This window comes from Streptomyces diacarni (genome assembly GCF_003323715.1).
In the GTDB taxonomy this organism is placed as follows: domain Bacteria; phylum Actinomycetota; class Actinomycetes; order Streptomycetales; family Streptomycetaceae; genus Streptomyces; species Streptomyces diacarni.
This window is the reverse complement of the sequence record NZ_QOIN01000030.1, coordinates 14,203-30,192: the sequence shown is the minus strand read 5'-3', so window position 1 is coordinate 30,192 and position 15,990 is coordinate 14,203. Positions and strand designations below refer to the sequence as shown.

The 15,990-nt window shown below is 72.5% G+C and carries 14 protein-coding genes; 4 read left to right on the top strand and 10 right to left on the bottom strand.

Annotated features, from left to right (window positions below; genetic code table 11):
- Positions 1–43 precede the first annotated feature (43 nt).
- Entirely contained in the window at positions 44–238 is a 195-nt protein-coding gene (locus DTL70_RS05805) for a DUF3046 domain-containing protein (RefSeq protein WP_114019464.1), read from the bottom strand.
- A gap of 78 nt (positions 239–316) precedes the next feature.
- On the opposite strand from DTL70_RS05805, the gene DTL70_RS05800 reads away from it, so the two are divergent.
- A complete protein-coding gene (locus DTL70_RS05800; protein ID WP_114020770.1) occupies positions 317–1,222 on the top strand; it encodes a hypothetical protein in 906 nt (301 codons plus the stop codon).
- A gap of 91 nt (positions 1,223–1,313) precedes the next feature.
- Here DTL70_RS05800 and DTL70_RS05795 read toward each other — a convergent pair whose 3' ends face one another.
- The 3 genes from DTL70_RS05795 to DTL70_RS05785 all read right to left on the bottom strand — a co-directional run bounded on the left by DTL70_RS05795 (position 1,314) and on the right by DTL70_RS05785 (position 3,547).
- On the bottom strand, positions 1,314–1,619 hold the full coding sequence (locus DTL70_RS05795; protein WP_114020769.1) for an AzlD domain-containing protein: 306 nt from the start codon (positions 1,617–1,619) through the stop codon (positions 1,314–1,316).
- Positions 1,616–2,626, bottom strand: coding sequence for an AzlC family ABC transporter permease (locus tag DTL70_RS05790; protein WP_425470318.1), 1,011 nt, complete (start codon positions 2,624–2,626; stop codon positions 1,616–1,618). Before DTL70_RS05790 ends, DTL70_RS05795 begins: the two co-directional genes overlap by 4 nt.
- A gap of 69 nt (positions 2,627–2,695) precedes the next feature.
- Entirely contained in the window at positions 2,696–3,547 is an 852-nt protein-coding gene (locus DTL70_RS05785; RefSeq protein ID WP_114020767.1) for an AraC family transcriptional regulator, read from the bottom strand.
- 93 nt (positions 3,548–3,640) lie between these two features.
- Here DTL70_RS05785 and DTL70_RS05780 point away from each other — a divergent pair, with 93 nt between their 5' ends.
- Positions 3,641–8,470: an Lhr family helicase gene (locus tag DTL70_RS05780; protein ID WP_114020766.1), complete on the top strand. Its 4,830-nt coding sequence runs from the start codon at positions 3,641–3,643 to the stop codon at positions 8,468–8,470.
- A 227-nt stretch (positions 8,471–8,697) separates the two neighbouring features.
- Here the strand turns inward: DTL70_RS05780 and DTL70_RS05775 are convergent, their stop codons facing one another.
- Positions 8,698–9,297, bottom strand: coding sequence for a MarR family winged helix-turn-helix transcriptional regulator (locus DTL70_RS05775; RefSeq protein WP_181860797.1), 600 nt, complete (start codon positions 9,295–9,297; stop codon positions 8,698–8,700).
- An 84-nt stretch (positions 9,298–9,381) separates the two neighbouring features.
- On the opposite strand from DTL70_RS05775, the gene DTL70_RS05770 reads away from it, so the two are divergent.
- Together DTL70_RS05770 and DTL70_RS05765 are read left to right on the top strand one after the other, a co-directional pair.
- Positions 9,382–10,176, top strand: a complete 795-nt coding sequence (locus DTL70_RS05770; protein ID WP_114020765.1) for a DNA-formamidopyrimidine glycosylase family protein — start codon at positions 9,382–9,384, stop codon at positions 10,174–10,176.
- Between the two features lie 82 nt (positions 10,177–10,258).
- Positions 10,259–11,035: an SDR family NAD(P)-dependent oxidoreductase gene (locus DTL70_RS05765; RefSeq protein WP_114020764.1), complete on the top strand. Its 777-nt coding sequence runs from the start codon at positions 10,259–10,261 to the stop codon at positions 11,033–11,035.
- Positions 11,036–11,487: 452 nt separating this feature from the next.
- On the opposite strand, the gene DTL70_RS05755 is transcribed toward DTL70_RS05765, so the two are convergent.
- From DTL70_RS05755 to DTL70_RS05735, 5 genes are all read right to left on the bottom strand, one after another.
- A complete protein-coding gene (locus DTL70_RS05755) occupies positions 11,488–11,868 on the bottom strand; it encodes a helix-turn-helix domain-containing protein (protein ID WP_114019471.1) in 381 nt (126 codons plus the stop codon).
- A gap of 126 nt (positions 11,869–11,994) precedes the next feature.
- Complete coding sequence (locus DTL70_RS05750) at positions 11,995–12,597, bottom strand: CinA family protein (protein ID WP_245979044.1); 603 nt, start codon at positions 12,595–12,597, stop codon at positions 11,995–11,997.
- The gene (gene pgsA / locus DTL70_RS05745) at positions 12,594–13,301 is read right to left on the bottom strand and encodes a CDP-diacylglycerol--glycerol-3-phosphate 3-phosphatidyltransferase (protein WP_114020763.1); all 708 of its coding nucleotides are present in this window, start codon (positions 13,299–13,301) and stop codon (positions 12,594–12,596) included. The genes DTL70_RS05750 and pgsA overlap by 4 nt, the downstream gene beginning before the upstream one ends.
- Positions 13,298–14,926, bottom strand: coding sequence for a 30S ribosomal protein S12 methylthiotransferase RimO (gene rimO / locus DTL70_RS05740; protein WP_114020762.1), 1,629 nt, complete (start codon positions 14,924–14,926; stop codon positions 13,298–13,300). Before rimO ends, pgsA begins: the two co-directional genes overlap by 4 nt.
- A 116-nt stretch (positions 14,927–15,042) precedes the next feature.
- Complete coding sequence (locus DTL70_RS05735) at positions 15,043–15,846, bottom strand: helix-turn-helix domain-containing protein (protein WP_114020761.1); 804 nt, start codon at positions 15,844–15,846, stop codon at positions 15,043–15,045.
- Between the last annotated feature and the right edge of the window lie 144 nt (positions 15,847–15,990).

The following is a 15,990-nucleotide window of genomic DNA, read 5'->3' as shown; positions in this document are numbered from 1 at the left end:
CGGACAAGTTTCGCCCTATCGGACACACCGCCTGGTAAGCGACTCACCTCTTGTGCGCCGGGACGTCCATGACGTCGCAGACCACCCGCCACACGTCTTTCGCGTCCCACCCCGCCGCGAGCGCCTCATGGACGGTCCGGCCGCCCAGCTCGGACATCACGAAGTCATGTGCGAAGGAGTCCGCGTACGACGCACCGAAGTGCTCCGCCATCCGCTGCCAGAAGTCCGTCAACCGCATGCCTCAAGTATCCCGCCTGGAGGGTTGGCTCGGTCCCACAGCAGTGACCGGGGCGTCTGGCGGGCCTACCGTCGGAGAATGGCTCACAGTGGTTCGATCCTCTCCCGCGCGGAGAACTTCATCTGGCTGACAGCGCGCGTGCTGGAGCAGCGGCGTTTCGAGCACGACTTCCTGGACGGCGACCCGAGCGCGGTCGAGACGGCGCTGGACGCCTACCGCAACGCGGACGGCGGATACGGTCACGCGCTGGAACCCGATCTGCGGGGTCCGGTGAGCCAGCCACTGCACACCGCTGCGGCCGTGCGGGTGCTGGATGCGATCGGACGCTGTGCCGGACAACGGGTCGAGCGCATCGGCCGGTATCTGACGGCGGTCTCCACGCCCGACGGCGCCCTTCCCGCCGTCCACCCCTCGCTGCGCGGCTACCCTGCCGCACCGTGGATCCCCGTGGTGGACGTGCCGCCCAGCGACCTGCTGGCGACCGGTCCGGTCGTGGGCACACTGCACCGCAACAGCGTCTGGCACGCTTGGCTCTTCCGCGCGACGGACTACTGCTGGCACACCGTCGAGACCCTGGACAAGACCCACCCGTACGAGGTCCGGGCAGCGCTCGCCTTCCTGGACGGTGTCCCGGACCGCCCGCGGGCCGAGGCGGCGGCGGCCCGACTGGGGACGCTGGTACGTGAGCAGCGCCTGGTCGTGACCGACCCGGACCGCACGGAGCGCTTCCCCCTTCCGGACGGTTACGCACCGGGAGAGCACCACTACGTGACCGATTTCGCGTCGGCGCCCGACTCGCTGGCACGGCGCTGGTTCTCGGACGCGGAACTGGACCGCTGTCTCGACCACCTGGTGAACCGCCAGGAAGAGGACGGCGGGTGGGACATCAACTGGCGCAGGTGGGCGCCCGGAACGGCGTTGGAGGGGCGCCCTCTGGTGACGCTCGAGGCCCTGCACACTCTCCGCGCGTACGGACGGCTGTGAACCATCCCTTCGAGTCGCCCCACGAAGACGCCGTCCGGACACACCGAAAACCCCGTCCGGCTCGCGTCCCCCGGGCACGTGTCGGCAGGCGTCACCCCACCGCGCGTATGCCCGCGGTGACCAGAACGGCCGCGGCGACGACGACCAGGAAGGGCGCTCGCAGCACCAGAGCGAGTGCCGCGGCAGCGAGCCCGGCCGCACGGGCGTCGAGCACGAGCACTGTCTGGTCGGCGAACGTCTGCTGCGCGGTCAGCGCCGCCAGCAGCGCCACAGGCAGCAGGGCGGTCAGCCGCTTGAACACCGGGCGCTCCAGAGCGCCCGCGGGCACCGACAGGCCGAGAAGCTTGACCAGATAGCAGCCCAGGGCAGTGATCCCGATAGCGATCCACACACTCACCGCGACTCCTCCTCGCTCCCGCTCTCCGTTCGCCTCTGTGCCTGTTCCTGTCCCTGCTCGTCTGCCTGTTCCTGCTCCTGTACCAGTTTCTGTTTCTGTTTCTGTTTCTGTTTCTGCTTCTGCTTCTGCTTCTGCTTCTGCTTCTGCAGCATCAGGACGTCCGCTGCCCTCCGTGCCTTTCCGCTGTGCACCACCAGGACGGCAGGGGCCGCCAGGGCAGCCACCAGTACCGGTACGCCTGCGGGCAGCACCGGGAGGAGGGCGAGCCCGAGGACGGCGGCGAGCCCCGCCGTGGTGCGCTCGGCACCGGTGCGGAGCATGGGGGCCAGCAGGGCGAGAAAGGCGGCGGGCGGTGCCGCGTCCAGCCCCCAGGCGGCGGTGTCCCCGAGCGCTTCGGCTCCGAGGGCGCCCAGGAAGGTGGTGAGGTTCCACAGGACGAAGAGCGTCGCACCGGTCACGGTGAAACCGAGCCGGACGGCCTGCCGTCCGCGCTGGGCGAGGGCGACGGCCGACGTCTCGTCGATCACCCAGTGCGCTGCGGCGACTCTCGTCCCCAGGCGCAGTCCGAGAAGGCCGGAGAGACGCAGCCCGTAGAGGGTGTTCCTGGTCCCCAGGAAGAACGCACCAACTGCCGCGGTCAGCGGTCCGCTCCCGGCGGCCAGGGCACCGACCAGGGCGAACTGCGAGGCGCCGGTGAACACGAAGAGGCTCAGCGCGCACGTCTGCGCGAGACTGATACCGGCTCCTGAGGCGGTGACACCGAACGCGAAACCGGACAGCCCGACGGCGATACCGACGCCGAGGGCGTCCCGCACGACAGCGCGGTCCTCAGACGGCTCTGCGCCGCCGTCACCCGGGTGAGCGCCCGAGCCGCGCGACTCAGACGGACCCGACTGCCCCGGTGAACCGCACTGCCCCGGCGTTTCGGCCCGATGTGGCCGTTCCGGCGCCGCGAACGGTTCAGTCCCCGGGTGCGGGCTCGGCGCTCGGGACGTCTCCGGCGCTATGGACACCTCCGGCGCTCGGGGCCGGTCGGAGGTCTCTCGGGGTTCTCTCTGCTCTGGCACAGGAGGACATTAGAAAGCCGCTGATGAGCCGGTCTTGTACGTTCTTGCGCGGCCACGCTGGTAGGCACCAGGCGGCACTCCCACGATCCGGCCGAAATGGCGGGTCAGATGGGCCTGGTCGGTGAACCCGACGGTGCCGGCCGCCTCGGCCGGGGGCGTCCCCGCGTCCAACAGGGCACGGGCCCGGTGGACGCGCGCGTCCGTCAGCCAGGCGTGCGGCGGCATCCCGTACGCGCGGCGGAAGGCGCGCAGAAGTGCGAACGGGCTGGTGTCCAGCTCGGCGGCGAGCGCCTCCAAGGTGGGCGGGTCCGCCATCCGCTCCTCTAGGGCGGCACGCGCCAGCGCGGCGTAGCGCGTCCCGGCTGTGCGTGTCGCCCGCCCGGGCAGGGGCCCGCCGTGCAGCCGCAGCAGCCGCGCGACGGCCGCGTGCAGGTGGCTGTCGGCGGCCAGCGCGTTGTTCTGCTCCAGCGCGAGGTGCACCGCCCGCACGTGGCGGGCCGAGACCGGGTCGTGGGCCGCCGGGACGGTGAACCCCGGCGTGCCCCGGAGCGTGGTGGTCTCCGCGGCGATCCGCGCCACCACGGCCGGGTCGGGGTAGAGGACCTCGTAACGCCAGCCCTCGGGGGTTCCGGCGTGCCCCGTGTGCATGGTGTCGGGGTTGATCAGCGCGAGACCGCCCACACCCACACGGTGCACTCCGCCGCCGTGGTGGAACGCCTCCACGCCCTCCGTGACGGCGGCGATGACGTACGTCCTGTGGGTGTGACGCGCGAAGATCTTGCGGATGTAGCGGGCGCGCAGGAGATCGAGGTCCGGCAGCTTCGGTGACTGCCAGTAGTGCGCGCTCTCCCCGTCCGTCATCCTTCCATTCTGCGCACACCCCTCGCCGGCCACCGCGACAGCCCTCTTGGGCGCTCGCACGCCGTTGTCAGTGCCGTGCTGCACGATGGGGGCATGGGTCGGACATCGGCGCTGGACGCTTTCTCACCGGCGACCCGTGCATGGTTCACGGGCGCCTTCAGCGAGCCCACCTCCGCGCAGGAGGGGGCCTGGCGTGCGCTGGCCGAGGAGTCGGACGCGCTGGTGGTGGCGCCCACCGGATCGGGAAAGACGCTGGCGGCCTTCCTCGCCTCGCTGGACGCTCTCGCCTCCACGCCGCCGCCTGCCGATCCCGTCAAGCGCTGCCGGGTGTTGTACGTCTCGCCGCTGAAAGCGCTGGCCGTGGACGTGGAGCGCAACCTGCGCAGCCCGCTGACAGGTATGCGGCAGGAGTCCGCTCGCCTCGGCCTTCCGGAGCCGGAGATCACGGTCGGTATCCGTTCGGGTGACACGCCGCCCGCCGAGCGCCGCTCGATCGCCCGCCGCCCGCCGGACATCCTGATCACGACGCCCGAGTCGCTGTTCCTGATGCTGACCTCCGGCGCCAGGGAGGCGCTCACCGGCGTCGAGACGGTCATCGTGGACGAGGTGCACGCGGTCGCGGGCACCAAGCGCGGCGCTCACCTGGCGCTGTCCCTGGAGCGGCTGGATCACCTGTTGGAGCGCCCCGCGCGGCGCATCGGCCTGTCGGCCACGGTCCGCCCGGTGGACGAGGTGGCGCGGTTCCTCTCCCCCCGCAGGAACGCGGCCGTCGTGCAGCCGCCGTCGGGCAAGGAGTTCGAGCTGTCCGTCGTGGTCCCTGTGGAGGACATGGGCGAGCTGGGCGGCTCCCCCTCACAGGAGGCCGCGGGTCCGGAGGGGGCGGGCCCTGGTGGGGGCGGCAAGCCGTCGATCTGGCCCTCGGTGGAGGAGCGGATCACCGACCTCATCCAGGAGCACCGCTCCACCATCGTCTTCGCCAACTCACGCCGGCTGGCCGAGCGGCTGTGCAACAGGCTGAACGAGATCGCCTACGAGCGTGCAACGGGCGAGCCGATGCCCCAGGACCACTCGCCCGCCGAGCTGATGGGCAACGCGGGCGCGGTGACCGGCGCGCCGCCGCTCTTGGCGCGGGCCCACCACGGCTCGGTCTCCAAGGAGCAGCGCGCCCAGGTGGAGGAGGATCTCAAAGCGGGCCGGCTACCCGCCGTGGTGGCCACCTCCAGCCTGGAGCTGGGGATCGACATGGGGGCCGTCGACCTGGTGATCCAGGTCGAGTCGCCTCCCTCGGTGGCCTCCGGGCTCCAGCGGGTGGGCCGCGCGGGACACCAGGTGGGTGCGGTCTCCGCGGGGGTGGTCTTTCCCAAGTACCGAGGAGATCTGGTGCAGTCCGCGGTCGTCACCGAGCGGATGCTCCAGGGCGCCATCGAGGCGCTGCGCATCCCCGCGAACCCGCTGGACGTGCTCGCCCAGCAGATCGTCGCGATGGTAGCGGTGGACGTGTGGGACGTGCAGGAGCTGCTGGCGCTGGTGCGGGGTGCCGCCCCGTTCGCCGCGCTGCCCGAGTCGGCGTACACCTCGGTGCTGGACATGCTCGCCGGGCGGTATCCGTCCGACGCGTTCGCCGAGCTGCGCCCGCGTCTGGTGTGGGACAGGGTGGCCGACACGCTCACGGGCCGTCCGGGTGCGCAGCGGCTGGCTGTCACCTCGGGCGGCACGATCCCCGACCGCGGGCTGTTCGGAGTCTTCCTGGCGGGTGCGGATCCGAAGAAGGGCGGGGGCCGGGTCGGCGAGCTGGATGAGGAGATGGTCTACGAGTCCCGGGTGGGCGACGTGTTCACTTTGGGGACGACGTCCTGGCGGATCGAGGACATCACCCGTGACCGGGTGCTGGTCACGCCCGCGCCCGGTGTGCCGGGACGCCTGCCGTTCTGGCGGGGGGACCAGCTGGGCAGGCCGCTGGAGCTGGGCAGGGCGCTGGGCGCCTTCCTGCGCGAGATCGGTTCGCTGACCCGCGAGCGGGCCGGGGAGCGGCTGGCGGCCTCCGGAATGGACACGCTGGCGATCGGCAACCTGCTGGCGTATCTGGACGAGCAGCGGGAGGCGGCCGGACACGTCCCGGACGACCGGACGATCGTGGTGGAGCGCTTCCGTGACGAGCTGGGCGACTGGCGCGTCGTGGTGCACTCCCCGTTCGGCGCCCAGGTGCACGCCCCCTGGGCCCTCGCCATCGGGGCCCGGCTGTCGGAGCGGTACGGCATGGACGCACAGGTCATGCATGCGGACGACGGGCTGGTGCTGCGGCTGCCGGACGCCGAGCTGATGGACCTGGATCTGTTCGGGCCCGAGTCGCCCTCCCCGCGCACCCCGGCACAGGAGGCGTCCGGGGCGGGGGGCGGGCTGCCGGTCGATCCCGATCAGCCGCCCATCGGGGTCGGCGATGTGCTCTTCGACAAGGGCGAGGTCGAGCAGACCGTCACCGACCAGGTGGGCGGCTCGGCACTGTTCGCCGCCCGCTTCCGGGAGTGCGCCTCACGTGCGCTGCTGCTGCCGCGCCGCAGTCCGGGTCAACGCACGCCCTTGTGGCAGCAGCGGCAGCGGGCCTCGCAGCTGCTCCAGGTGGCGAGCGAGTTCGGCTCCTTCCCGGTCATCCTGGAGGCGGTCCGCGAGTGCCTCCAGGACGTCTTCGACGTGCCGGGGCTGACGGAGCTGATGGGCGACATCGAGTCGCGCCGCGTCCGCGTGGTCGAGGTGACGACGCCGGAGCCCTCACCGTTCGCCCGCTCGCTGCTGTTCGGCTACGTCGCTCAGTATCTCTACGAGGGAGATTCGCCGCTGGCCGAGCGCCGGGCGGCGGCCCTCTCCCTCGACTCCCGGCTGCTGTCGGAGCTGCTGGGCCAGGCGGAGCTGCGGGAGCTGCTGGACGCAGAGGTGCTGCACGAGCTGGAGGCCGAGCTCCAGTGGCGTACCGAGGAGCGCCGTCTCAAGGACGTGGAGGGCGTGGCCGACCTCCTGCGTCTGCTGGGCCCGCTCACCTCCGGTGAGCTGGAGGAGCGCGGCGCCGAGCCGGGCTGGGCTCCGGAGCTGGAGGCGGCGCGCCGTGCCATCCGGGTGCGGATCGCGGGCCGTGAGTACTGGGCGGGGATCGAGGACGCGGGCCGGCTGCGGGACGCGCTGGGGGTGGCGCTGCCCGTCGGTATCCCCGAGGCGTTCACCGAGCCCGTGGCCGACCCGTTGGGCGATCTGCTCGCGCGGTACGCCAGAACGCACGGCCCCTTCGTCTCGGCGGACGTGGCGGAGCGCTTCGGTCTGGGTACGGCCGTCGCGGACGGCGCGCTGCACCGGCTGGCGGCGAGCGGGCGGCTGGCGCAGGGAGAGTTCCACCCCTCGGGTGTGGGCCAGGAGTGGTGCGACGCGGGGGTGCTGCGTAGGCTGCGGCGGCGTTCGCTGGCCGCGCTGCGGCAGGAGCTGGAGCCGGTCGCGCCGCAGGCTCTGGCGGCTTTCCTGCCGCAGTGGCAGCACGTGGGCACCAGCAGCCTGCGCGGTGTCGAGGGGTTGTTGCGCACCGTCGAGCAGTTGCAGGGGGCTCCGGTTCCGGCGTCCGCGCTGGAGAAGCTGGTGCTTCCGGGGCGGGTCGCGGACTACGGGCCGCCGATGCTGGACGAGCTGACCGCCTCGGGCGAGGTGGTGTGGGCGGGTGCGGGGGCGCTGCCCGGCAAGGACGGCTGGCTGTCGCTGCACCTGGCCGACGCGGCGCCGCTGTTGCTGCCGCCCCCGCATCCGCTGGAGCTGACGCCGGTGCATCAGGCCGTGCTCGAAGCCCTGGCGGGTGGTTACGGGCTGTTCTTCCGGCAGATCGCCGAGCGGGCGCGGGCCGCGCAGCCGGAGGCCACCGACCCCCAGCTGACGGAGGCGCTGTGGGACCTGGTGTGGTCGGGGCGGGTGACCGGGGACACGATGGCGCCGCTGCGCGCCCTGCTGGGTTCGGGACGGACGGCGGGTTCGACGGCACACCGCGCCAAGCGGCCCACTCCGCGCGGGCGTTACGGCTCGTTCACGGCGGCCGCCGTGGCGGCGGGCGGCGGCGTGGGCCGCCGCGGCCCCGGCCGCGCTCCCGCGTCGGCGCCGCCGACCGTGGCGGGCCGCTGGTCGCTGCTTCCCGAGCCGGAGAGCGAACCCACCCACCGTGCGCACGCACTGGCCCGCACGCTGCTGGACCGGCACGGCGTCGTGACCCGCGGTGCGGTGTCCGCCGAGGGGGTGGAGGGTGGCTTCTCCGCGGCGTATCGCGTGCTGTCGGCCTTCGAGGAGAGCGGGCAGGCCCGGCGCGGTTACGTCGTGGAGGGCCTGGGCGCCGCGCAGTTCGCGGTGGACGGCGCGGTGGACAGGTTGCGCGCTGTCAGCACGGCACGCGAGCGGGAGAGCGGCGCCGGCCAGGGGGCCGGTGCGGCGTACGGCGCGGGGGCGCGTGGCGGGAGCTCGCGCGGCGGTCCGCGCGCTCTCGTCCTGGCCGCCGCCGATCCGGCGAACGCCTACGGGGCCGCCCTCGCCTGGCCCGCTCCCCCAGCGGGCGCGACGCACAAGCCGGGCCGCAAGGCGGGCGCACTCGTGGTGGTGGTCGACGGTGTGCTGACGTTGTACGTCGAGCGGGGCGGCAAGACCCTGCTGGCGTGGGCGAACGATCCGGAGGCGCCGGACGGCGGGACCGGGGAGGCGGATCCGGCTGCCGCGGCGAGTGAGGCGGGTACCGCCCGGCTGGCCGCCGCTGTCGAGGCGCTGGCGGAGGCGGCCCGCCGGGGCGCGCTGGGCACCGTCACGATCGAGCGGGTGAACGGTACGGCAGCGCTCTCCTCGTCCCTTGGCTCCACGCTGGAAGGGGCGGGTTTTCACCCGACGCCGCGTGGGCTGCGGCTGCGCGCGGGATGAGCGGGACGGCCTCCGTCCGGTGCGACTGCGGCCGTCGCCTGCTGCGACCGGGGGCCTCGCCCCCTCGCCGGGTACGGCCGCGACCCGCGCCGGGTACGACCGCCGCCCTCGTCCGCTTCAACTGCGGCCCTCATCCGGTGCGCCCCGCGGCCTATGCCCGACGCGCCCGCGGGCCCCGGCCGGTATGGCGGCAGGCCCACGCCCGGCGTGGCGCGGCCGCTCGCCGTTCAGCCCTCGTCGTGGCCTTCGACGGTGAGGACCACGCGCCGCAACAGCGAGGCGAGCAGCGTACGTTCGTACCAGTCGAGGGACCCCAGCAGGCGGCGTTCCTCGGCTCCGGCGGCGTCGATGGCGCCGAGCCAGGTGGTGTGCCCCTCGTCCGTCAGCGTGATCTCCTCCCCGCGGTCGCCGGCGGGGTTCTTCTTTCCCGACCCCGTGGAGGAACGGGTCACGAATCCGCGTTTCTCCAGGGCGTCGAGAGACTCAGTGACGGCGTTGGGGGCCTCTCCCAGGTCCATCGCGAGCTGCGGGAGGGTGGTGTGGCGGCCGGATCGGACGAGCACGTGGAGCATCTCGTGCTCCTCGCGGCGCAGCCCGTACTCGGCCAGTGCTCTCTCACCCACGCGCCGCAGGTGGTCCGCGAGGTATTGCATGCGTGTGACGGCGCCCTCGACGTGGGGGTCGAGGTCGGGGAGCACGGTGTGCCAGCGGTCGACGTGGTCGTCCACCCAGTCCCGCGCCCCTTCGAGCGCGTCCCGCTGTTCCGCTTCTTCCTCGCCGTCCACGTCGAGCGCGTCGTGCTGTCGTTCGTAACCCCACTGCCCCATGGCCGAGGATGGTATCTGGTGATCCACTTCGTTGTTCCGGCGCTGTCCCGGTGACTTGTCGCAGCCGGCTGGGACGATGGCCGTATGCCTGAGGGAGACACGGTCTGGCGTGCGGCACGGACGCTGCACGAGGCGCTGGCCGGCTGCGTGCTGCTCCGTACGGACTTCAGAGTGCCCAGGATGGCGACGGTCGATCTCTCCGGCCGGGTGCTGCTCGAGGTGGTGTCGCGGGGCAAGCATCTGCTGATGCGCGTCGAGGGCGGACTGACGGTGCACTCGCATCTGGGTATGGAGGGCTCCTGGCGGGTGCGGAGCAATCCGCCGGGGGGCTTCGGTCCGGCTCATCAGGTCCGCGCGCTGTTGGCGACCGGGTCCCACACGGCTGCGGGCCTGCGCCTGCCAGTGCTGGAACTGCTGCGTACGCAGGAGGAGTTCGCCGCGGTGGGGCATTTGGGTCCGGATCTGCTGGGGCCTGACTGGGATGCCGGGGAGGCGGAGCGGCGGCTGGTGCGCGGTCCTGACCGTGCGCTGGTCGAGGCCCTGCTCGACCAGCGCAATCTTGCCGGGATCGGCAACGTCTACGCATCAGAGCTGTGTTTCCTGGCGCGCACCTCTCCCTGGACGCCGGTGGGCACCCTTCCTGCGCCGCTGCTCGCCCGGCTGCTGGAGGCGGCCAAGCGGCTGCTGGAGGCGAACAAGGCCCGTGTCCGGCGCCGTACGACCGGCAGTGCGCGCCCTGAGCGTGCGCTGGCTGTCTACGGCCGTGAGGGCCGGCCCTGTTACCGCTGCGGTACCGAGGTGCGCACGGGCGGGCACGGGCCGCCGGAGCGCCCCCGCACGGTGTGGTATTGCCCGCACTGCCAGCCGCCGGAGACGTGATCGGTGACGGAATCCCGCGATGGATCGCGCTGAGTGTCCGACCAATTGACGCTGCGTCAGCTCGCTCGTACCGTCATGGTGCATGAGCCTCCCGGCGTACGACCTGACCGGCCGGACCGCCCTGGTCACCGGAGCGGCCAGCGGCATCGGCCGCGCGACAGCCGTGCTGCTCGCCCAGGCGGGCGCGGCCGTGCACTGTGCCGACCTGGACGAGAGGGGTCTCGCGCGCACGACCGGCGAGATCGAGGCGGCGGGCGGTGAGGCGTGGGGGTACGTACTGGACGTGACCGACCGTGCGGCGCTCAGCGACGCCGTGGCTGCGGCGGCCCGTGCGGGCGGGAGCCTGGATGTCGCCGCCGCGATCGCGGGGGTCATGCACCGCAGTACCGTGCTGGAGACGCGGGACGCCGACCTGGACCGGGTGCTGGACGTCAATTTCAAGGGCGTTCTGCACACCTGCCAGGAGGCGGCCCGGAGCATGATCGGCACGGGGACGCGCGGCGCCATCGTGACCATGGCGTCGGGGGCCGTGGACACCGGCTCGGCCGAGCTGCTGTGCTACGGAGCGGCCAAGGCGGCGGTCGTCCAGCTCACCAAGACCCTGGCAGCCGAGATCGGCAGGCACGGCATCCGCGTCAACGCGGTCGCACCCGGTTGGGTGCGCACCCCGATGACGGAGCGGGACGACGCGGCGGAGCAACGGCGAAGAGAGGAAGCACTCACCCGGGCCTCTCCGCTGGAGCGGGTCGGTGAGGCGCAGGAGATCGCCCACGCGGTGCTGCACCTGGCATCCGACGCGTCCTCGTTCACCACCGGCCAGATCCTGCGGCCCAACGGCGGAGTCGCGATGCCCTGGTGACCCCCCGATCGGGTTCGCCCCCGCTCCCCCGCGCCCCCTGCCGTGTGCCGTCCTGCGCCACGTGGACGGGCAGTACGCTCAGCCCCCATCCCCCTGCCGTCACCGTCGCCTCCACCGGGCCTCCCTCGCCCACGGCCAGGCGCCATATCGCGCACAGCCAGCCGACGGCGCAGGCGCCGCCCAATGCCCAGCGGCACAGCAGTATCGGACCCACCGCCGTCATACCGCCACCTCCCGGGCCGGTACTTTCCTTCCCGGCGTATCAGGACTCAGCCATCGTCCCGCACTCCGTGCGACCGCGCGACCACAGAGGGCAGAGCGCAAGAGGCGGCAGACAGAAGCGGGCCCCGCCGGGTTCTCCGGCGGGGCCCGCTTCGACGTTTCCTGTCGCCCCTCCCGGCCCGGCGCCGCGCGCCGGCGGAAAGGAGAGCCACGTATGCGTCACACGGCCGTCAGGCCGCTACCACGTCCACGGCCTCCGTAGGCGCCTTGATGGTGACGCGCTCCGGGGGCACGTCGGTGACCGAGGTGACGGACAGCGGGTTGAGCACCGGCCGCATGGGTGCCGGCACGGCGTCGCTCGCCGCGGACTCGGCCAGCTCCGCGAGCGCCAGCTCGTCGCTGACCTCCCGCATCAGCTCGGACATCCGCACATCGAGCGCGTCACAGATGGACGAGAGCAGTTCGGACGAGGCTTCCTTCTGGCCGCGCTCGACCTCGGAGAGGTATCCGAGCGAGACCCGGGCGGACGAAGAGACTTCGCGCAGGGTACGACCCTGGCGTTGGCGCTGCCGACGCAGCACGTCACCCAACAGGCGACGGAGCAGAATCATCGGTGCTCCTCCCTCTCAACGCGCGGCGTCTTCCACAGCCTGTAGCGGGGCGGCCAGTTGGCCCCGGTTCCTTCAGCCTCCACCGTACCGCCTAGAGCGGCAGCCGTGCGGGGAGCGATGTCGTGTTCACTCAGGGCTGCAAACATCCCGTGCCCCCGCTTCGTTCCCTACCCTGCCCTCCGCGTTTCCGATCAGTTCCCTGTAGAGCACGTCGAGGGCGCCTCGGACACTCTCCGTGCGGATACCGGCACGCACACGTTCTCCGGCTTCCTCACCGCTGTCACCGGCCCGATCGCCGCTGCGGCTGCCCTCGATCCGCAGTCTGTCCGCGACCGCGCCGACTCCCTCGCCCGCTCCGGGGCCCGCGACGGCGACGTACACCGTACCGACCGGCTGTCCGTCCTGGGGCTCTGGTCCCGCCACTCCTGTGGTGGCCACGCCCCAGTCCGCGCCGAGCGCCGTACGGACGCCCTGGGCCATCTGGCGCGCGACCTCGGGATCGACGGCGCCCCGCTCCTCGAGGAGTGCCCCGTCCACGCCGAGTACGTCTCTCTTGAGCGCGGCCGCGTACGCCGTCACGGACCCCAGAAAGGCGCGTGAGGCTCCAGGGACGGCAGTGAGCTCCGCGGCGACGAGGCCGCCGGTCAGCGACTCGGCGACGGCAAGCGTCTGGCCACGCTCGGTGAGCAGCGCGAGCACTCCGCCGGCCCGCGAGTCCACGTCCGTCACGACCGTTCTTCTCCCTCCTGACCTGAAGCGGCCCCTTCGGCCACCGCGGCCCGGTCGGCTGCCGCCGCCTCGGCGGAGGCGGCGAGGCCCGCCCGGCGCAGCACCACAGCCTGGCGCACGTAGTCGAGCCCCGTGACGACGGTCAGCACGACGGCCACCGCCATCACCCACCACCGCGCGGTCGCCAGCGGCCCGGTGAGCGCGAGAACGTACATCCCCACGGCGACGCCCTGGGCGAGCGTCTTCATCTTGCCGCCCCGGCTGGCCGGAATCACCCCGTGCTTGATCACCCAGAACCGCATCAGGGTGATGCCCAGCTCCCGGAAGAGGATCACCCCGGTGACCCACCAGGGCAGGTCGGCCAGCGCGGAGAGGCAGATCAGCGCCGCCCCCATGATCGCTTTGTCCGCGATCGGGTCGGCGATCTTGCCGAAGTCGGTCACCAGGTTGTGCCGCCGGGCCAGCTCGCCGTCGAACAGATCGGTGATCATGGCGACGGTGAACGCCGCCCAGGCGAACGAGCGCCAAGCCGGGTCGTGACCGCCGGCGGCGACCATGAGCAGCACGAAGGCGGGCACCAGCAGCAGCCGCGCCATGGTGAGGAGGTTCGCGATGTTCCACAGACTCACAGTGCGCACAGCGCTCGCCGCCTTCGGCTTCGGGACGGTGCCGCGCCTCGCCGCGGAGGCCGGGATCCCCGTCATCTGCCGGCCTCCTCACCGACCGGGCGGGGTCCACCTCCGGCAGCCGCGCGAGCAGCCGGAACGGCACCGCGGCCCGCGTCGGCCCGCGCGGGCGACACGGAGGCGCCTTGGCCCGTGAGCGGCACGGCGACCAGGTCCACGCCCTCGGCCGCGCCCACTCTCGCCTCGACCATACGGCCGACCCGTAGCTGCTGTCCTGCCGGGGATTCCGGGTCGAGGCCCTCGCCGGCCGGCTCGAGGCGCACCTGCCCGTCCGTCTCCGGCGCCTGGTGCGCGCCGCGCCCGAGGGGGCCCTCTTCTTCGTCCACGCTTTCGACCAGTACCCGCACGGTCTCCCCCACACGCTCCTCGGCGCGCTGGGCGGTCAGCTCCTCGGCGAGCCGCGAGAGGTGCGCCAGACGGCGGGCGACCTCCTCCTCGGGCAGCTTGGCCTCGTATCCGGCGGCCTCGGTGCCCTCCTCGTCGGAGTATCCGAACACACCGATGGCGTCCAGCCGCGCCCCGGTGAGGAACCGCTCGAGCTCGGCCAGGTCCTGCTCGCTCTCGCCGGGGAAGCCGACGATGAAGTTGGAGCGGACCCCCGCCTCGGGCGCCCGCTTCCTGATCTCCTCCAGCAGCCCCAGGAAGCGGTCGGTGTCCCCGAAGCGCCGCATGGCGCGCAGCACGCCGGGGGCCGAGTGCTGGAACGACAGGTCGAAGTAGGGGGCGACCTTCTCGGTGCCGGTGAGCACGTCGATCAGGCCGGGCCGCATCTCGGCCGGCTGGAGGTAGCTGACCCGCACCCGCTCGATACCGTCGACGGCCGCCAGCTCGGGCAGCAGCGTCTCCAGCAGCCGGATGTCACCCAGGTCCTTGCCGTAGGAGGTGTTGTTCTCCGAGACCAGCATGATCTCGTGCACGCCCTGCTCGGCCAGCCACCGGGTTTCGGACAGCACGTCGGCGGGGCGGCGGGAGATGAAGGAGCCGCGGAAGGAGGGGATGGCACAGAACGAGCAGCGCCGGTCGCATCCCGAGGCGAGCTTGACGGAGGCGACGGGGCTGCTGCCCAGCCTGCGCCGCAGCGGGGCGCGCGGTCCGGAGGCGGGCGCGAGGCCCGCGGGCAGGTCGGCGGGGGCGGAGGCGGCGGCTTCCGCGTCGCCGGGCGTGCCGTGCCCGGGGAGCGCCACGTCGGTGCCCTGCCGCTCGGCGGGGCTGACGGGCAGCAGCTTGCGCCTGTCGCGCGGGAGGTGGGGGGCGTGCACGCCGCCGCCGAGGATGGTCTGGAGGCGCTCGGAGATGTCCGCGTAATCGTCGAAGCCGAGGACGCCATCCGCCTCGGGCAGGGCGTCGGCCAGCTCCTTGCCGTACCGCTCGGCCATGCAGCCGACGGCCACCACGGCCTGCGTTCTTCCCTCTCCCTCGCGCGCGGCGCTCTTGAGGTCGCCTGCCTCCAGCAGCGCGTCGACGGAGTCCTTCTTGGCGGCTTCGACGAAACCGCAGGTGTTGACGACGGCGACGTCCGCGTCGGTGGCGTCCTGGACGAGATCCCAGCCATCCGCCGCCAGGCGGCCTGCGAGCTCCTCCGAGTCCACCTCGTTACGTGCGCAGCCGAGAGTGACAAGGGCGACGGTACGGCGTTCGGGCATGGGCTCAGCCTACTTCGTCCCCCTGCCCCCACCCGCCGCCAGGTTGGGACCCCGCAGCTCACCTGGCGGGACCGCGGCCGACGCGAGGGCGGTCGGCCGCGTCGCGAGGGCGGTCGTCAGCCGGCCTCGGGGTCGCCGCGGGTGTAGCTGAGGCGCTGCACCTGGCCGACCTCGCCCGCGTGCTCGACCTCCTTGCCGTTGACGAACAGCTTGACGCCGCCCGCGTTGCCGAGCACCAGATCGAGCCGCTTGTCGTCGGTGAGGGTCTTGGAGTCGCCCTCCTTGAGCACCCCTTCGTGGACCAGCTTCCCGTTGTGGTCCTTGGCGGAGACCCAGCTGTTGCCGTCCTCCGCCGTCATCCGGACGGTCACCTTGTCGGCGGGGGCCCCGGCGATGGCGCTCTCGGACGGCTTGGGGTCGCTCGTCTTGGAGGGGGAGGGCTTCTCGCTGGTGGAAGGGGTGTCGGAGGGGGTGTCCTTCGCCACCGGCTTGCCGGACTCCTCGCCGCCTCCCCCGCCGCTGACGAGGGTGAAGCCGACGAATCCGATCACCGCGACGATCGCGGCGACCATGGCTGCGGTCCAGTTGGGCCTGCGGGGCTCGGGACGGATGCGTTCGGCTTCGAACAGCGTGGCCGGAGCGGTCGGCTCCGGGCGCCCGCCGTGCTCCTCGTCGTACTGCTCCACCAGCGCGTCGGCATCCAGTCCCACGGCACGCGCGAGGGTGCGGAGGTGGCCGCGGGCGTACACGTCCCCACCGCACCGGGAATAGTCGTCCTGTTCGATCGCCTGCACGATCGGGACTCGCACCCGCGTGGAGGTACTGATCTCCTCCACCGTCAACCGTGCGTCAATACGGGCGTCTCGGAGGGCTCGACCGACCGAAGGCCGGTCCTGGTCGGATGAGTTGCCGATGGACACGGGTGCGCCTTTCGAGCGTGTAGCCACCTGCTGGAGGTTCAGTCTAGGGGCGGGGCAAAAGGGTGGGGCAAGCGGGCGGAGCGACTTTGTACGCCATATGCAGGGGCCGCACACGGCGTCAAGGGGGCGGAGGGGACCAGCGCG

What these genes read in the sequence shown, in the direction of transcription:
- DTL70_RS05780 (WP_114020766.1), top strand. Translation starts at nt 3,641, where the DNA reads ATGGGTCGGACATCGGCGCTGGACGCTTTCTCACCGGCGACCCGTGCA.
- DTL70_RS05785 (WP_114020767.1), bottom strand. Translation starts at nt 3,547, where the DNA reads ATGACGGACGGGGAGAGCGCGCACTACTGGCAGTCACCGAAGCTGCCG.
- DTL70_RS05805 (WP_114019464.1), bottom strand. Translation starts at nt 238, where the DNA reads ATGCGGTTGACGGACTTCTGGCAGCGGATGGCGGAGCACTTCGGTGCG.
- DTL70_RS05770 (WP_114020765.1), top strand. Translation starts at nt 9,382, where the DNA reads ATGCCTGAGGGAGACACGGTCTGGCGTGCGGCACGGACGCTGCACGAG.
- DTL70_RS05765 (WP_114020764.1), top strand. Translation starts at nt 10,259, where the DNA reads ATGAGCCTCCCGGCGTACGACCTGACCGGCCGGACCGCCCTGGTCACC.
- DTL70_RS05775 (WP_181860797.1), bottom strand. Translation starts at nt 9,297, where the DNA reads ATGGGGCAGTGGGGTTACGAACGACAGCACGACGCGCTCGACGTGGAC.
- rimO (WP_114020762.1), bottom strand. Translation starts at nt 14,926, where the DNA reads ATGCCCGAACGCCGTACCGTCGCCCTTGTCACTCTCGGCTGCGCACGT.
- pgsA (WP_114020763.1), bottom strand. Translation starts at nt 13,301, where the DNA reads ATGACGGGGATCCCGGCCTCCGCGGCGAGGCGCGGCACCGTCCCGAAG.
- DTL70_RS05755 (WP_114019471.1), bottom strand. Translation starts at nt 11,868, where the DNA reads ATGATTCTGCTCCGTCGCCTGTTGGGTGACGTGCTGCGTCGGCAGCGC.
- DTL70_RS05800 (WP_114020770.1), top strand. Translation starts at nt 317, where the DNA reads ATGGCTCACAGTGGTTCGATCCTCTCCCGCGCGGAGAACTTCATCTGG.